Genomic DNA, 15,615 nt, shown 5'->3' with positions numbered 1-15,615 from the left:
GTTCTCCTTGCCTCAAGTACGCGATCTCAGCGCGGCGGATAATCGGCAAGCGCACGGTTTACCGCGTCTCGCGCGGCGTCCTTGCGCTCGGCCTGGCTAGCGCCACTGCGGGCTTCGGCGCGATTGCTCCAGACGGTCTGGCCCGAAGCGCTGTCGATCATCTCGATGCGCACCGTGACCACCTCCTCTTCGTAGTTACGCACTACCGGGGCGCTGCCGCCAATGCCGTAACCGGTGTTGTAGCCCGGGCCGTAGCCGCCATAGCGGCCGGCACCGACGCCTACTCGGGAACCATAGTCATCGTAGACCTGCCGCACGCGGGTCTCCATCTGTGCGCTGGCGCTGATCTGCACATCGCCCTTGGCGCCAGTCGGTGCCGGACGCAGGCCGCGTTGATCGAGCGCGCCGGAGATCATGTCCTGCAGCTCCTCGGTGCCCAGCGAAGCTGTGCCAGCCGGTGGATTGCGCCAGCTCCAGTTCTGGTAGCTGGAAAAATCCTGCGGTACTGCCGGGTAAGTCGGCGACTGGATACGTTCGATAGGTGGGGCTGGCGGGATCGGCGCCGAGTCGCTGGTGTACGGGTTGCTGCTTTGGCACGCCGCGAGGCTCAATCCGGCCAGCGAACAGAGCAAGGGTAGTGCAGGGCTGATCGACATCGGGGCCTCCCGGTCGGCTCAGAGCGGCCGACACAACCAGTGCAGGTAACGCCCGAGGCCGGCGAAGCTGGGATGGCGGCGGTAGGCCAGTTCCATCTCGATCAAATCGGCAGGCTCGGTACGGGCCTGGAAATCGGCGGGCATGTAGTCATGGAATACGCGCACGCCACTGGTTGATTCGACCTGCCAGTGCGGTGCGAGTTGCGCGGCCAGCTCACGCGGGTCGAGTGGCTGTTGCGGCGTCAGGCTCTGACGCTCGCCCGCATAGGTCTGGCTACGCAGCTTCTTGAAATGGCCTTTGAGCAAGTTGCGGTAGATCAGCGCGTCGCGATTGTAGAAGGCCAGTGACAGCCGGCCATCGTCGGCGACCAGGCGATGCAGTACCGGCAGGATCGCCTGGGGCTCGGCGAGCCACTCCAGTACGGCGTGGCAGATGACCAGATCGAAACGGCCTTCGATCTGACTTTCGATCTCCTGCCAGGGCGCTTGTATAAATGTGGCGCTCTGACCGGCTCCGGCAAACTGTTTGCGTGCTCCTTCCAGCATCGGCTCGGCGGGTTCGGCCAGCGTGACCTGATGGCCCTGCTGAGCCAGCCACAGGCTCATATGACCGAGGCCGGCGCCGATATCCAGCACCCGCAGTGGGCGTTGCGGCAGAACTTCGGCTAGATCGGCCTGCAGCACCGCAAGGCGGATTGCGCCCTTGGCGCCGCCGTAGATCTTCTCGGCGAAGCGCGTCGCCAACTCATCGAAATGGCGGTCGGTCATTGCGCGAACCGCCGTTCGTTGTCGGCAAGCTTGGCCTGCAGCGCCTGTTCCATGTCGATGCCAAGCTCGCTGCACATCAGCAGCAGGTACATAAGGATGTCGCCGACTTCCTGACCGGCGTGCTCAAGTTTGTCGGCTGAGAGCTGGCGCGACTCGTCTTCGGTCTGCCACTGGAAGATTTCCACCAGCTCGGCCATTTCCACGCTGGCGGCCATGGCGAGATTCTTGGGGCTGTGAAAGCGCTGCCAGTCGTTCTGGTCGCGGATGGCATGCAGGCGTTGGGTGATCTGTTCGATGTTCATGTGGAAAAACGGGCTCGTTGTTTTGGGCGTGGGCCGGAAGCAGGTGGCAACAGGGCACGTTCGCGTCCGGCGCGGCAGGGTCTCGTAGGAGCGAGCTTGCTCGCGATCGGCTTCTTCAAGTTACGGCTGCACTTGGCTGGCGTGACAGCTTTGTTCGCCAGCAAGCTGGCTCCTACAAAAATCGCTGCAACTCGCGCAGGTCGCGCCTGGTGAGCTTCCTCGCGGGTCCGGTCGCTAGATAGGCCGCAAGCTTCCTTCAGCCAAACAACGGCCGCAAGGGGCAGATTGATCAGAGCCGGCGATTCTTCAGCTCACGCTCGATGGCGATCACCCCGGGACGGTAATCGCCTTGCTCGATCGCACGAATGGCCTGTTCCAGGGTTCGCTCGGCGATGTGCTCGTGCTGCTGGGAAATTGCGTTGACCCGGATCGGAAGGAAATCCAACAGCTGCGCGTCACCAAAGGTCGCCAGCCGCAGCTGCTCTGGCCACAGCAGATCGCGTTCGCGCAGTGCATCGAAGACGCCTTCCAGCAACACGTACGCGGTGGTGATCAAGGCATCGGGCAGCGGGCCACGGTCCAGCAGGGCGAGCAGCTGTTCGCGGCCACAGGCGCGGCTGAACTGCTCGGCCTGCAGCACGCTGACCTGGCCCCTGTGCCCGGTTAAAGTCCGGTTAAAACCTTCCTCACGCTGCTGGCTGATGCGAAGGGCCGGCCGCGCGCTGATCAGCGCGATATGCGCGTCGGCAGGAATGTCCAGCGAGCGGGTCAGCTGCGCCGCTGCCTCGCGGTCATCGCTGACCACTGAACAGAAGTGCTCGGCATCCATAGCCCGGTCGAGGGCAATCACCGGGGTGCCGCTCGCTTGAAGCTTGCGATAGCTCTGATCATCAGCCGGCAGGCAGCTGGCAACGATCAGCGCATCGCAACGGCGCGAGCGCAGGACCTGAATGACCTGCCGCTCGGTGTCCGGCTCGTCGTCGGAACCTGCGATCAGCAACTGATAGCCGCGCAAGCGGGCGCGCTGTTCCAGCAATTTGGCCAGGCGGGCGTAGCTCGGGTTTTCCAGGTCCGGAACGATGAAGCCAAGGGTCCGCGACTGCCCGCGGCGTAGCCCGGCCGCTTGTTGATCAAGCTGAAAACCCTTCTGTTCGGCGACGGCCATGACGCGCTCGACCGTGGCTGGGCTGATTCGCCGTTGCGCAGCCTTGCCGTTGAGCACATAGCTGGCGGTGGTTACCGAAACATTGGCGAGGCGGGCGAGGTCGGTCAGTTTCAACGAGAAATCCTTGGTCTGTTCCGGTTTGCAGTGACGGCGGAACACGTTCTACGGAGAGGCAAGTGGATCCCCGAGACGGGTGGTTTGAACTCGGGCTTCTAGAGTCACCCAAATTTGCGTAATGTGCCAAGGGTTGGTGAAACGTTTCAGCAGCTGTCCGGTCATAAGCGCCAGCCCAGGATTCGGGTCATGCCGGCGCGCTGTCGTTCGCACGCCGCCGGTATAAAAACAATCGCGAGCCCGCAAGGAGTTCTCCATGCTTGAGTTGAATGCCCAGCACATCCACATGCGTCAGCACGCGGCGGACAAGCCCGCGGCCCTCGCCCTGCTCAGCGAGGTACTGGTGGCCGACGGGCTGGTAGCGCCCGGTTATCTCGACGGCCTGCGTGCGCGCGAAGCGCAGGGTTCGACCTTTCTCGGGCAGGGCATCGCGATTCCCCATGGCACGCCGGAAACCCGCGATCAGGTGTTCACCACCGGCGTGCGCCTGCTGCACTTTCCGGCCGGCGTCGACTGGGGCAACGGCCAGTTGGTGTATCTGGCGATCGGTATTGCGGCGCGGTCGGATGAGCACCTGCGGCTGTTGCAGCTGCTGACCCGAGCATTGGGCGAGGGCGATCTGAGCGGTGCGCTGCAGAAAGCCGAAAGCCCGGAAGCCATCATCGATCTGCTGCAGGGCGCGCCGCAGGCGTTGGCGCTGGATGGCGAACTGGTTGGCCTGGGTGTCGCCGCCGATGATTTCGACGAATTGGCCTGGCAGGGTGTGAAGCTGCTCAAGCGCGCGCAGTGCGTGGAACCGGGCTTCAACGCCAGCTTGCCGCTGAGCCAGGCGCTGCCGCTGGGTGACGGGCTCTGGTGGTTGAGCAGTGAGCAGTCGGTGCAGCGGCCGGGACTGGCATTCATCACGCCAACATCCAGCCTCGAACACCAGGGCCAGCCCCTCAATGGTCTCTTCGTGCTGGCCAGCCTGGGCGAAGCGCATCGGGCGATGCTTGAGCGCCTGTGCAACCTGTTGATCGAAGGGCGCGGCCAGGAGCTGAGCCAGGCGACTTCCAGTCGCACAGTGCTCGAAGCCCTGGGCGGAGAAGTGGCTGCAGACTGGCCGAGTGTCCAGGTGCCGCTGGCGAATGCCCATGGCTTGCATGCGCGTCCGGCCAAGGTGCTGACCGAAATCGCTCAGGCCTTCGATGGAGAAGTCCGTGTGCGGCTGGCTGGCAGTGAGAGCGCCGGGGTATCGGCCAAGAGCTTGAGCAAATTGCTGGCCGTGGGTGCGCATCGCGGTCAGATGCTGGAATTCATGGCCGAACCTTCCATTGCCGACGATGCGTTGCCGGCGCTGGTGCGCGCCGTGGAAGACGGGCTGGGCGAGGACGTCGAGCCCTTGCCGGCTGCGGGTGAGATGGAGCAACCGGTCATCGCCATGCAACCTGATGAATCGGCCATCGAGCATGCCGCCTTGCGTGCCGGCGACCAGCTGAATGGCATTGCTGCCTCGCCGGGCATTGCCATCGGCCCAGTGCTGGTGCGTAAACCACAGGTGATCGACTACCCCAAGCGGGGCGAGTCGCCGGCGATCGAACTGCAACGTCTGGATGCGGCTCTGAACAAGGTCCATGCAGAAATCGGCAAGCTGATCGAAGCGAGTCAGGTCGCCAGCATCCGCGACATCTTCACCACCCATCAGGCCATGCTGCGCGACCCGGCGCTGCGAGAGGAAGTCCAGGCGCGTCTGCAAAAAGGGCTGAGCGCCGAAGCAGCCTGGATGGAGGAAATCGAAACTGCGGCGCAACAGCAGGAAGCTTTGCACGACAAATTATTGGCCGAGCGTGCCGCCGACCTGCGTGATGTTGGCCGCCGTGTGCTGGCCTGCCTGACGGGCGTTGAAGCCGAGCAGGCGCCGGACGAGCCTTACATTCTGGTGATGGACGAAGTCGCGCCTTCGGACGTCGCCACGCTAAACGCCCAGCGGGTCGCAGGCATTCTTACCGCTGGCGGCGGTGCGACCTCCCACAGCGCCATCATCGCCCGCGCGCTGGGCATTCCGGCCATCGTCGGTGCCGGGCCGGGTGTGCTTGGGCTGGCCCCAAACACACTGTTGCTGCTCGACGGCGAGCGCGGTGAACTGCTGGTCGCCCCGACCGATGCGCAGCTGGAGCAGGCCCGGAACGAGCGCGCCACCCGCGAGGAGCGCAAGCGCCTGGCAAATGAGCGTCGCCTGGAGCCGGCCATCACCCGTGACGGCCATCCGGTAGAGATCGCTGCCAACATCGGCGCTGCTGGCGAAACCCCGGAAGCGGTGGCGATGGGCGCCGAAGGCATTGGCCTGCTGCGTACCGAACTGGTGTTCATGAACCATTCCCAGGCGCCGGATCAGGCGACTCAGGAAGCCGAGTACCGCCGCGTGCTGGAAGCCCTCCAAGGGCGTCCATTGGTGGTACGTACGCTGGATGTCGGCGGGGACAAGCCGCTGCCGTACTGGCCGATGCCAGCCGAGGAAAACCCCTTTCTTGGCGTGCGCGGGATTCGCCTAAGCCTGCAGCGTCCGGACATCCTCGAAACCCAGTTGCGCGCCTTGCTCGCCTCGGCCGATGGCCGCCCGCTGCGGATCATGTTCCCCATGGTCGGCAACATCGACGAGTGGCGCACCGCCAAAGCCATGGTCGACCGCCTGCGCGTTGAGCTGCCGGTGGCCGACCTGCAGGTCGGCATCATGATCGAGATCCCGTCCGCCGCGCTGATCGCGCCGGTGCTGGCGCAGGAAGTCGACTTCTTCAGCATCGGCACCAATGACCTGACGCAGTACACCCTCGCCATCGACCGCGGGCATCCGACGCTTTCAGGGCAGGCCGATGGGCTGCACCCAGCGGTGCTGCGGCTGATCGGTATGACGGTCGAGGCCGCCCATGCCCACGGCAAGTGGGTCGGCGTTTGTGGCGAGCTGGCCGCTGATGCATTGGCGGTACCGATGCTGGTGGGCCTGGGCGTGGACGAACTGAGCGTTTCGGCGCGCAGCATCGCCTTGGTGAAGGCGCGCGTTCGCGAGCTGGATTTCGCGGCCTGCCAGAGGCTGGCCCAGCAAGCCCTGATGCTGCCCGGCGCCCATGAAGTCCGCGCCTTCGTCGGGGAGCACTGCTGATGGCTCGCGTGCTGACGGTCACCCTCAACCCGGCCCTGGACCTGACCGTACAGCTGCCCGCGCTGCGCCTCGGCGAAGTAAATCGCAGCGAAAGCCTGCAGGTGCATGCCGCCGGAAAGGGGCTCAACGTCTCGCAGGTGCTGGCCGACCTCGGCCATCAGCTGACCGTCACTGGCTTTCTCGGCGAGGGCAATCCTCTGGCTTTCGAGCAGTTGTTCGCCGCGCGTGGATTAGCCGACGAATTCGTCCGCGTTCCGGGCGATACCCGCAGCAATATCAAACTGGCCGAAGCGGACGGGCAGGTCACCGACATCAACGGCCCGGGGGTGAAGGTGAGCGAGGCGCACTGCACGGAGTTGCTGACACAGCTCCTGCGGCTGGCGCCCGCTCATGACCTCGTGGTCGTCGCCGGCAGCTTGCCTCGTGGCATCGATAGGCAGTGGTTCGTCCAGCTCTTGCAGACGCTCAAGAGTCTCGGCGTGCGGGTGGCTCTGGACACCAGTGGTGCCGCGTTGCGTGACGGGCTGGCCGCCACGCCCTGGTTGATCAAACCCAACGAGGAAGAGCTGGCCGAGGCCCGTGGCATCGAACTCACCGAGTCGGCAGCGCTGACTGCCGAAGCACGGCGACTACAAGCCGAAGGCATCGAACACGTGGTTATTTCGCAGGGCGCCAATGGCGTCAGCTGGTTCTCGCCAGGCGCCACGCTGCATGCCAATCCGCCAAAGGTTCAGGTCGTCAGCACCGTTGGTGCGGGCGACTCACTGCTCGCCGGCGTGCTTCACGGTCTGCTGGAAGGCTGGCCGGCCGAACGCACCCTTACACACGCCACCGCCATTGCCGCGCAGGCGGTTGGGCAGGTCGGCTTTGGCATCACCGACACGGATGGACTTGCGGACCTGGAGGCCAGGGTCCGGCTCCAACCGCTGAGCCAATAAATCGAACAAGAGGTGAAGGAATGAATCTTCTCATCGTTACGGCCTGCCCCAACGGAATGGTCACCAGCGTGCTGACGTCACGCCTGCTCGAAGCGGCCGCCCATCGTCTGGGCTGGTCGACCGCCGTGGAAGTCCACGATCCCAAGGCCATCGGCTCGCCGCTGACGCCCGCACAGATCGCCAATGCCGATCTGGTGGTCGTGGTGAAAACCGGGCCGTTGTCATTGCAGCGCTTCGTTGGCAAACGCGTCGCGCAATCAACGCCATCCGAGGCGCTGCTCGATCCGGAAGCCTTCCTGCGCAGCGCGGCTGACACGGCAAGCGAGCTGCAGCAGGACGACGGAGCGGATGCTGCGCATACCAGTGGCAAGCCCAAACTTGTCGCCATCACCGCTTGCCCGACCGGCGTGGCGCACACCTTCATGGCGGCTGAAGCCCTGCAGCAGGCCGCGATCCGCAAGGGTTACGACCTGCAGGTGGAAACCCGCGGTTCGGTGGGTGCGCGCAACGTGCTGGAAGCGGACGCCATCGCCGCGGCCGACGTGGTGCTGCTGGCCGCCGATATCGAAGTGGATGTCGCCCGCTTTGCCGGCAAACGCGTGTTTCGCTGCGGCACCGGCGTGGCCCTCAAACAACCCGACGCGACGCTGGATCGCGCGCTGGAAGAAGGCGCTGTGCTAGCCGGAGGCGCCACAGCCAATACCGGCGGCGGCGAACAGAAGGGCGAAAAGACCGGTGTCTACAAGCACCTGCTGACCGGCGTGTCCTACATGCTGCCGATGGTGGTGGCGGGCGGTTTGCTGATCGCGCTGTCGTTCGTATTCGGCATCGAGGCGTTCAAGGAGGAGGGCACGCTGGCCGCCGCGCTGATGAAGATCGGTGGCGAAACGGCCTTCCAGTTGATGGTGCCGCTGCTGGCGGGATACATCGCCTATTCCATCGCGGATCGCCCGGGGCTGGCGCCCGGCATGATCGGCGGCTTGCTGGCCGGCACCCTGGGGGCAGGCTTTATCGGCGGCATCATCGCCGGCTTCGTCGCCGGTTACGCGGCCAAGGCCGTCAATCGCTGGATTCCCTTGCCGGCCAGCGTCGAATCGCTCAAGCCGATCCTGATCATTCCGTTGCTGGCCAGTCTGTTCACCGGCCTGGTGATGATTTACGTGGTCGGCACGCCGGTGGCGAAGATGCTCGCCGGGCTGACCGAATTCCTCGACACCATGGGCACCGCCAACGCCATCCTGCTCGGGCTGCTGCTTGGCAGCATGATGTGCGTCGACCTCGGCGGACCAGTGAACAAGGCCGCTTATGCCTTCTCCGTCGGGCTGCTCGCGTCTCAGAGCTACGCACCGATGGCTGCCACCATGGCGGCTGGGATGGTGCCGCCAATCGGCATGGGCATCGCCACGCTGATCGCCCGGCGCAAGTTCGCGCAGACCGAGCGCGAAGCCGGCAAGGCCGCGCTGGTGCTGGGCTGCTGCTTCATTTCCGAAGGCGCGATTCCGTTCGCTGCGAAAGACCCGTTGCGGGTGATTCCAGCCAGCATCGCCGGTGGTGCGCTGACCGGCGCGCTGTCCATGGCCTTCGGCGCAAAGCTGCTGGCGCCCCATGGCGGTCTGTTCGTGCTGCTGATCCCGAACGCCATCAACCATGCGCTGCTGTATCTCGTCGCGATTCTCGCCGGCAGCTTGGTGACGGGGGTGATCTATGCCGTGATCAAGCGGCCTGAGGCGCAACCCCTCGCTGTTGGCGCCACGGCCTGACCATCGGACTGGAAACGCTGAACTAAGGCCCTCGCGCCGCATCCACTACAAGCCAGCCGAAACTTTGTGACACAAGGTTTCGCTGGCTTTTGCTTTTCTGTTCTAAGTACGAATCGCTGGAGACTGTTGCATGAGCATCGACTACGGGCCGCGACCCTTGAGAGTCACCCTGACTGCCGTGGTGGTCCTGGTGCTGGGCGCGCTGATGGCTATTGGTGGCGGCTATCTCGCAATATTAGGCGGGTCCTGGTACTACCTGGTCGCCGGTGTGGGACTGCTTGTTGTCGCCGGTCTGCTGTTTGCTCGGCGTCGCGCGGCGATCTGGTTGTACGCGGTGCTGCTGCTGGCGACGCTGGCGTGGACGCTGTACGAGGTGCGGTTCGATTGGTGGCAGATGGCGCCACGCATCGATCTTTGGTGCGTCCTGGGCCTGTGGCTGATTTTGCCTTTCGTCAATCGCTACGTGAGCGACCGGCTGGTCTGGCGCGACGGCGCCAGTGGTTTGCTCGGGCTCGGCCTGCTGGCCGGTGCGCTGATGGCGGGCTACTCGTTAACGCAGGACTATCACTCGATCACGGGTGAGTTCAGTGATGCGCAGATGCAAGGCCTGAACCCGGAAGGGCAGGCCGGCCGACAGGCCACCGAGTGGACGGCTTACGGGGGCTCCGGCAGAGGCGACCGCTATTCCACGGCTGACCTCATCACGCCGGAAAATGTCGGGAGCCTGCAAAAGGCCTGGGAATATCACACCGGCGATTTGCCGGGCGAAGGCGATCCCGGCGAAATCACCAATCAGGTTACGCCGTTGAAGATCGGCGATAGCCTGTTCATCTGCACCCCGCACAGCATCGCCATTGCGCTGGATGCCGACACTGGCGAGGAGCGCTGGCGCTTCGACCCGAGCATCAACCGCGATGCCGAGTACTACCAGCACATGACTTGCCGCGGCTTGGCTTTCCATGACGCAACCCGCTACGCCGTCCCGGTCGCAAGCGCCGATCAGCCGGCGGCGCGCTGCGAGCAGCGCCTTTTTCTGCCGACCAATGACGGCACGCTCATCGCGCTGGATGTGCAGGATGGCAAGCCCTGTGAAGACTTCGGCGACGCCGGCGTGGTTGATCTCAAGGCGGGCCTGGGCGAAGGCGCGCTGGGCGTCTATCTGCCGACGTCGCCGCCCGTGGTGACCGAGAAACTGGTCATCGTTGGTGGGTCCATTACGGATAACGGCGCGGTGGATTCGCCCGGTGGCGTGATCCGCGCCTATGACGTTCGCAATGGTCGACTGATCTGGAATTTCGACCCGGGCAATCCGGACGCCACCGAGCCGCTCGCACCGGGTGAGACCTATGTGCGCAGCACGCCGAACTCATGGACCATCGCCACAGCGGATGAATCGCTTGGGCTGGTGTACATCCCGACGGGTAATCAGACCCCCGACCAGTGGGCCGTGCCACGTACGCCTGAATCGGAGCGCTTCACGGATACGCTCGTGGCGCTGGAGCTGGACACCGGTAAGGTGCGGTGGGAGTTCCAGACCGTCCATCACGACCTGTGGGACCGTGACCTGCCCTCGCAGCCGACGCTGGTGGACATTGACGGGCCGCAGGGCACGGTGCCGGCTATCATCCAGCCGACCAAGCGGGGTGATCTTTTCGTACTGGATCGCCGTACGGGTGAGCCGATTGTCCCTGTCGAGGAAATTCCGGTGCCCCAGGGCACCGTGGAAGGTGATTACGCGGCGCCTACCCAGCCAATTTCGGCGCTCAGCTACGCGCCCGACGCGCCGCTGTACGAGAAGGACATGTGGGGCGGCACGCCTCTGGATCAGATGATGTGCCGCATCCAGTTTCGCAAACTGCGCTACGACGGTGACTTCACACCGCCGTCCGAGCAGGGCTCGCTGATCTATCCGGGCAACGTCGGCACCTTCAACTGGCCATCGGTGGCGGTGGATCCGAGCCGCCAGCTGTTATTCGGTGCGCCAAATTACCTGGCGTTCATCTCGACCATGGTCAACCGCAACGACGTCGATCCGGAGGAGCGTACCGGTGGCGGCGAAACCGGGTTGCAACCGAACCTTGGCGCGCCCTGGATGGTGAGACTGGAACCGTTCATGTCCGTGCTCGGCCTGCCATGCCAGACCCCGCCATGGGGCTACGTGACGGCAGTCGATCTGCGCACCATGAAGAAAGTCTGGATGCACAAGAACGGCACCAGCCGCGACAGTGCACCCTTGGGTATCCCGTTCCCGGTGGGTACGCCAGCGCTGGGCGGGCCGATCGTGACGGCCGGTGGAGTGGCCTTTATGAGCGGTACGCTGGACTACTACCTGCGCGCCTATGACCTGCGAACGGGTGAAGAACTGTGGAAAGCCCGCCTTCCTGCGGGTGGCCAGGCGACGCCGATGACCTACGTGTCCGAGCAGACCGGCAAGCAGTACGTGGTGCAGATGGCCGGTGGGCATGGATCGTTCGGGACGAAGATTGGGGATTCGGTGGTGGCCTGGACGTTGGAGGAGTAGGTGAAGCGGCCGTTGGTATGGGCCGTTGAATCGGCGCTCGACATAGCGCCCGCCCCTCACCCTAACCCTCTCCCCGGAGGGGTGAGGGGACTGGACCGAGTTGGGGTTTCGGCATCGGTATAAGGCGATGCGCAGCGATTCAATTCGTGCGATTCCCCTGCGCACTGTGACGCCAACTGCGGTGTTGCTGCATATATCCCCTGCGAAGACTTGAACGGGTCCTGGGGCTACGTGAAGCGATACATCCTGGTGAGAGTTTGCCAGTACATGTGCTGCGTGATGACCTTATGGTATCTGGCCGATCACCGATGATTCGATAACTTCAGTCCAGCTCCCTCTCCCCGTTGGGGAGAGGGTTGGGGTGAGGGGGGCGGGCCTCAATCCTGCGCAAGATTTCCGCCAGGACACCTTCGAGATTCCGCATTACATCCAGGTTGCTGAAGCGAAGAACTTCCAGCCCCTGACGCTGCAGATAGGCCGTGCGCAAATGGTCTTTCGCCAAGCCAGCTACGTCGTAGTGCTGCCCGCCATCGAGCTCGATGACAAGCTGCAACGCTGCGCAGTAGAAGTCCAGAACGTAAGGCGGCCACGGATGTTGCCGACGAAATTTGAATCCGGCTAAACCGCGATTGCACAGCTTGCGCCACAGCAGGCGTTCGCAATCGGTAAGTTGGAATCGAAGGTGTCTGGCGAACTGGCGCTGTTCGGGTGAGGCGCGTTCAGTGGGCATTCACGGTCCTTGTGAAAAGGCGGTCTCTCGCTTCCTTACGAGAGTGCTTTCAGATGAGCGCAGTGGCATGCGGCGCAAAATCAACTACGCCTGCAGCAGGCGCACCCCTATGTCAGTGATGCTCGCGCGTCGCCCTGAATTTCACGTCCGGCCAGCGCTCTTCCATCAGGCTCAGATTCACCCGGGTTGGCGCCAGATAGGTCAGGTGTCCGCCACCATCGACCGCCAGGTTCTCGTAGGCCTTGTCGCTGAATTCCTTGAGCTTCTTCTCGTTATCGCATTCGATCCAGCGGGCCGACCAGACGTTGATCGCCTCGTAGGCGCACTCGACCTTGTATTCCTCTTTCAGGCGGCTGGCGACGACGTCGAACTGCAGCACGCCGACCGCGCCGAGGATGATGTCGTTGTTGCGCTCGGGGAAGAACACCTGGGTGGCGCCTTCCTCGGCCAGTTCCTGAAGGCCCTGGCGCAGTTGCTTGGACTTCAACGGGTCCTTCAGGCGGACGCGGCGGAACAGTTCTGGGGCGAAGTGCGGGATGCCGGTAAAGCCGAGGTTTTCGCCTTCAGTGAAGGTGTCCCCAATCTGGATGGTGCCGTGGTTATGCAAACCGATGATGTCGCCGGCCCAGGCTTCCTCCAACTGCTCACGCTCGCTGGAGAAGAAGGTGAGGGCGTCGGCGATGCGGATGTCCTTGCCGATGCGTGCGTGGCGCAGCTTCATGCCCTTTTCGTATTTGCCTGAGCAGATCCGCATGAAGGCGATGCGGTCGCGGTGCTTGGGGTCCATGTTCGCCTGGATCTTGAACACGAAACCGGTGAATTTGTCCTCGACCGGCTCGACCACCCGCTCGTTAGCGGCGCGTGGCAGCGGGCGTGGTGCCCAGTCGACCACGGCATCGAGCACGTGATCCACGCCAAAGTTGCCCAATGCGGTACCGAAGAATACCGGGGTCAGCTGGCCTTTGATGAACTCGTCCTGGTCGAACTCGTGGCAAGCACCCTGGACCAGCTCCAGCTGTTCGACGAAGCGGTCGTACTCGTCGCCGATGTGCTTGCGCGCTTCGTCGGAATCGAGCTTCTCGATGATTTTGACGTCGGTGCGCTCGTGTCCGTGGCCCGGCGTGTAGACGATGATGTAGTCGTCCTTGAGGTGATACACGCCCTTGAAGTCACGGTAGCAGCCGATCGGCCAGGTGATGGGCGCGGCCTTGATCTTGAGGACCGCTTCAATCTCGTCGAGCAGCTCGATGGGGTCACGGATGTCACGGTCGAGCTTGTTGATGAAGCTGACAATGGGGGTGTCGCGCAGCCGGCAGACGTCCATCAGCGCGATGGTGCGTGGCTCGACGCCCTTACCGCCGTCGAGAACCATCAGCGCCGAGTCCACCGCCGTCAGGGTGCGATAGGTGTCTTCCGAGAAGTCTTCGTGGCCGGGGGTGTCGAGCAGGTTGATCATGTGCTCGCGGTAGGGGAACTGCATCACCGAGGTGGTGATGGAGATGCCGCGCTGCTTTTCCATTTCCATCCAGTCGGAGGTCGCGTGACGGTCGGATTTACGCGACTTCACGGTACCGGCCACGGCAATGGCCTTCCCCATCAGCAGGAGCTTTTCGGTGATGGTGGTCTTGCCCGCGTCGGGGTGGGAAATGATGGCGAAGGTGCGGCGCTTCGCGACTTCGGCGGCCTGAGAGGTCATGGCGGTCCCGGTATAGAAAGCGTGTCGGAAAAAGCCGGCGATTATAGCGCAATGCCGTGTGAGCGATGGCAATAGCCGGACGGATCCGTAGTGTTGCTGGTCACGTATTGGATGCGGACGCGAGCTGCAGACGCGGGCGGTGATCGTGCGGCTATCGGGGCGGCGACTGGCGCCCGTCCGCCTGGTTTAAGGAACATCCCCGCGTCACATCGGTCGGTTTGAGTACGGTAGGTTTGCCGAAGGGTCAAAAAAAGGAGTGAGCGCGGATTTTTCGTTGATCTCAATCAGCAGTGGTTCTAAAGTTCGCGCCCGAACGTCCATGCTGGCAACGATCCATCCGGCTCAAGTACTGACGACGAGAGATCACGATTTTCACCAGACCGCTGCGGCAGTTGCCGCGGACCTGGCCGTGATGCTCGGCGACATGCCTTGGGAAGTAGGCGAACCAAAGTGGGGAAACTGATCAGGCGTTCTTGCTCACCCCTAATCCGACTTTACGTTTCCCGATTTGGAGCCATGCATGTCGATCAAGATTGAAGACTACTATTCCCGTCCCACCTTCCAGAAGATGAAGGATTTCGCTGACCAGCACGAAACCCCGTTCGTGGTTATCGATACCCAAACCATCGATAAGGCGTACGACGATCTGCGCGCCGGGTTTGAATTCGCCAAGGTTTACTACGCAGTCAAGGCGAACCCGGCCGTTGAAATCATTGATCTGCTCAAGAACAAGGGTTCGAGCTTCGACATCGCGTCGATCTACGAGCTGGACAAAGTCATGTCCCGCGGTGTCGGCCCGGAGCGCATCAGCTACGGCAACACCATCAAGAAAGCCAAGGACATCCGCTACTTCTACGACAAGGGTGTGCGCATGTTCGCCACCGACTCGGAAGCGGATCTGCGCAATATCGCCAAGGCCGCGCCGGGTTCGAAAGTCTACGTCCGCATCCTGACCGAAGGCTCGACCACTGCCGACTGGCCGCTGTCGCGCAAATTTGGCTGCCAGACCGACATGGCGATGGATCTGCTGATCCTGGCGCGTCAGCTGAAGCTGGAGCCCTACGGCATCTCCTTTCACGTCGGTTCGCAGCAGCGCGACATCTCCGTGTGGGACGCCGCGATCGCCAAGGTCAAGGTGATCTTCGAACGTCTGAAGGAAGAAGACGGTATCGAGCTGAAGATGATCAACATGGGTGGCGGTTTCCCGGCCAACTACATCACCCGCACCAACAGCCTGGAAACCTATGCCGAGGAAATCATCCGCTTCCTCAAGGAAGACTTCGGTGACGACCTGCCGGAAATCATCCTCGAACCAGGCCGTTCGCTGATCGCCAACTCGGGCATTCTGGTCAGCGAAGTGGTGCTGGTGGCGCGCAAGTCGCGTACTGCCGTTGAGCGCTGGGTCTACACCGACGTCGGCATGTTCTCCGGCCTGATCGAAACCATGGGTGAAGCCATCAAGTTCCCGATCTGGACCGAGAAGAAGGGCGAGATGGAAGAAGTGGTCATCGCCGGCCCGACTTGCGACAGCGCCGACATCATGTACGAAAACTACAAGTACGGACTGCCACTGAACCTGGCCATCGGCGACCGCATGTACTGGCTATCTACCGGCGCCTACACCACCAGTTACAGCGCCGTGGAGTTCAACGGCTTCCCGCCGCTGAAGGCCTACTACATCTAAGCGCCCCAGCCATGCAGAACGCCGCGGACTCCGCGGCGTTTTTGTTTACGGTTTCGTACATTCCGCGCCCATGACCCTCTGAGCGCAAGATCAACGGCTCCTTTGCCGATTTGCCTGCAGGTTAGCTGCAAACTGGCCCGGCCTG

At 63.2% G+C, this 15,615-nt stretch carries 11 protein-coding genes; 5 read left to right on the top strand and 6 right to left on the bottom strand.

Annotated elements, in window-relative coordinates; all coding sequences use genetic code 11:
- Positions 1–26: 26 nt before the first annotated feature.
- From BUE09_RS00690 to cra, 4 genes are all read right to left on the bottom strand, one after another.
- Positions 27–656, bottom strand: coding sequence for a DUF4136 domain-containing protein (locus BUE09_RS00690; RefSeq protein ID WP_073298810.1), 630 nt, complete (start codon positions 654–656; stop codon positions 27–29).
- Between the two features lie 18 nt (positions 657–674).
- Positions 675–1,424 carry a methyltransferase domain-containing protein gene (locus BUE09_RS00685; protein WP_073298809.1) on the bottom strand — a complete coding sequence of 250 codons (750 nt, stop codon included), beginning with the start codon at positions 1,422–1,424 and terminating at the stop codon, positions 675–677.
- Complete coding sequence (locus BUE09_RS00680; RefSeq protein ID WP_073298808.1) at positions 1,421–1,726, bottom strand: nucleotide pyrophosphohydrolase; 306 nt, start codon at positions 1,724–1,726, stop codon at positions 1,421–1,423. The genes BUE09_RS00685 and BUE09_RS00680 overlap by 4 nt, the downstream gene beginning before the upstream one ends.
- A gap of 289 nt (positions 1,727–2,015) precedes the next feature.
- A complete protein-coding gene (gene cra / locus BUE09_RS00675; protein WP_073298807.1) occupies positions 2,016–3,005 on the bottom strand; it encodes a catabolite repressor/activator in 990 nt (329 codons plus the stop codon).
- Between the two features lie 256 nt (positions 3,006–3,261).
- On the opposite strand from cra, the gene ptsP reads away from it, so the two are divergent.
- From ptsP to BUE09_RS00655, 4 genes are all read left to right on the top strand, one after another.
- The gene (ptsP, locus tag BUE09_RS00670) at positions 3,262–6,141 is read left to right on the top strand and encodes a phosphoenolpyruvate--protein phosphotransferase (RefSeq protein ID WP_073298806.1); all 2,880 of its coding nucleotides are present in this window, start codon (positions 3,262–3,264) and stop codon (positions 6,139–6,141) included.
- Positions 6,141–7,079, top strand: a complete 939-nt coding sequence (gene pfkB / locus BUE09_RS00665) for a 1-phosphofructokinase (RefSeq protein WP_073298805.1) — start codon at positions 6,141–6,143, stop codon at positions 7,077–7,079. Before ptsP ends, pfkB begins: the two co-directional genes overlap by 1 nt.
- A 20-nt stretch (positions 7,080–7,099) precedes the next feature.
- A complete protein-coding gene (locus tag BUE09_RS00660; protein WP_073298804.1) occupies positions 7,100–8,839 on the top strand; it encodes a PTS fructose-like transporter subunit IIB in 1,740 nt (579 codons plus the stop codon).
- Positions 8,840–8,969: 130 nt separating this feature from the next.
- Positions 8,970–11,360, top strand: coding sequence for a membrane-bound PQQ-dependent dehydrogenase, glucose/quinate/shikimate family (locus tag BUE09_RS00655; RefSeq protein WP_073298803.1), 2,391 nt, complete (start codon positions 8,970–8,972; stop codon positions 11,358–11,360).
- 322 nt (positions 11,361–11,682) lie between these two features.
- On the opposite strand, the gene BUE09_RS00650 is transcribed toward BUE09_RS00655, so the two are convergent.
- Both BUE09_RS00650 and BUE09_RS00645 read right to left on the bottom strand, forming a co-directional pair.
- Positions 11,683–12,090 carry an endonuclease domain-containing protein gene (locus tag BUE09_RS00650; RefSeq protein ID WP_073298802.1) on the bottom strand — a complete coding sequence of 136 codons (408 nt, stop codon included), beginning with the start codon at positions 12,088–12,090 and terminating at the stop codon, positions 11,683–11,685.
- 112 nt (positions 12,091–12,202) lie between these two features.
- Positions 12,203–13,786 (bottom strand): peptide chain release factor 3, encoded by a 1,584-nt coding sequence (locus tag BUE09_RS00645; RefSeq protein ID WP_073298801.1) that lies wholly within the window; start codon positions 13,784–13,786, stop codon positions 12,203–12,205.
- Between the two features lie 520 nt (positions 13,787–14,306).
- Between BUE09_RS00645 and BUE09_RS00640 the strand changes: the two genes are divergently transcribed.
- Entirely contained in the window at positions 14,307–15,470 is a 1,164-nt protein-coding gene (locus BUE09_RS00640; protein ID WP_073298800.1) for a type III PLP-dependent enzyme, read from the top strand.
- Positions 15,471–15,615 lie beyond the last annotated feature (145 nt).

The organism is Stutzerimonas xanthomarina DSM 18231 (assembly GCF_900129835.1).
GTDB lineage: Bacteria > Pseudomonadota > Gammaproteobacteria > Pseudomonadales > Pseudomonadaceae > Stutzerimonas > Stutzerimonas xanthomarina.
Note: the sequence above shows the minus strand (reverse complement) of the source record. Positions and strands in the feature narration are given on the sequence as shown.

Bases quoted from the DNA above. Each gene is read 5' to 3' on its own strand.
- BUE09_RS00690 (WP_073298810.1), bottom strand. From the start codon at position 656: ATGTCGATCAGCCCTGCACTACCCTTGCTCTGTTCGCTGGCCGGATTG.
- BUE09_RS00685 (WP_073298809.1), bottom strand. From the start codon at position 1,424: ATGACCGACCGCCATTTCGATGAGTTGGCGACGCGCTTCGCCGAGAAG.
- BUE09_RS00680 (WP_073298808.1), bottom strand. From the start codon at position 1,726: ATGAACATCGAACAGATCACCCAACGCCTGCATGCCATCCGCGACCAG.
- ptsP (WP_073298806.1), top strand. From the start codon at position 3,262: ATGCTTGAGTTGAATGCCCAGCACATCCACATGCGTCAGCACGCGGCG.
- pfkB (WP_073298805.1), top strand. From the start codon at position 6,141: ATGGCTCGCGTGCTGACGGTCACCCTCAACCCGGCCCTGGACCTGACC.
- BUE09_RS00660 (WP_073298804.1), top strand. From the start codon at position 7,100: ATGAATCTTCTCATCGTTACGGCCTGCCCCAACGGAATGGTCACCAGC.
- BUE09_RS00655 (WP_073298803.1), top strand. From the start codon at position 8,970: ATGAGCATCGACTACGGGCCGCGACCCTTGAGAGTCACCCTGACTGCC.
- BUE09_RS00650 (WP_073298802.1), bottom strand. From the start codon at position 12,090: ATGCCCACTGAACGCGCCTCACCCGAACAGCGCCAGTTCGCCAGACAC.
- BUE09_RS00645 (WP_073298801.1), bottom strand. From the start codon at position 13,786: ATGACCTCTCAGGCCGCCGAAGTCGCGAAGCGCCGCACCTTCGCCATC.
- BUE09_RS00640 (WP_073298800.1), top strand. From the start codon at position 14,307: ATGTCGATCAAGATTGAAGACTACTATTCCCGTCCCACCTTCCAGAAG.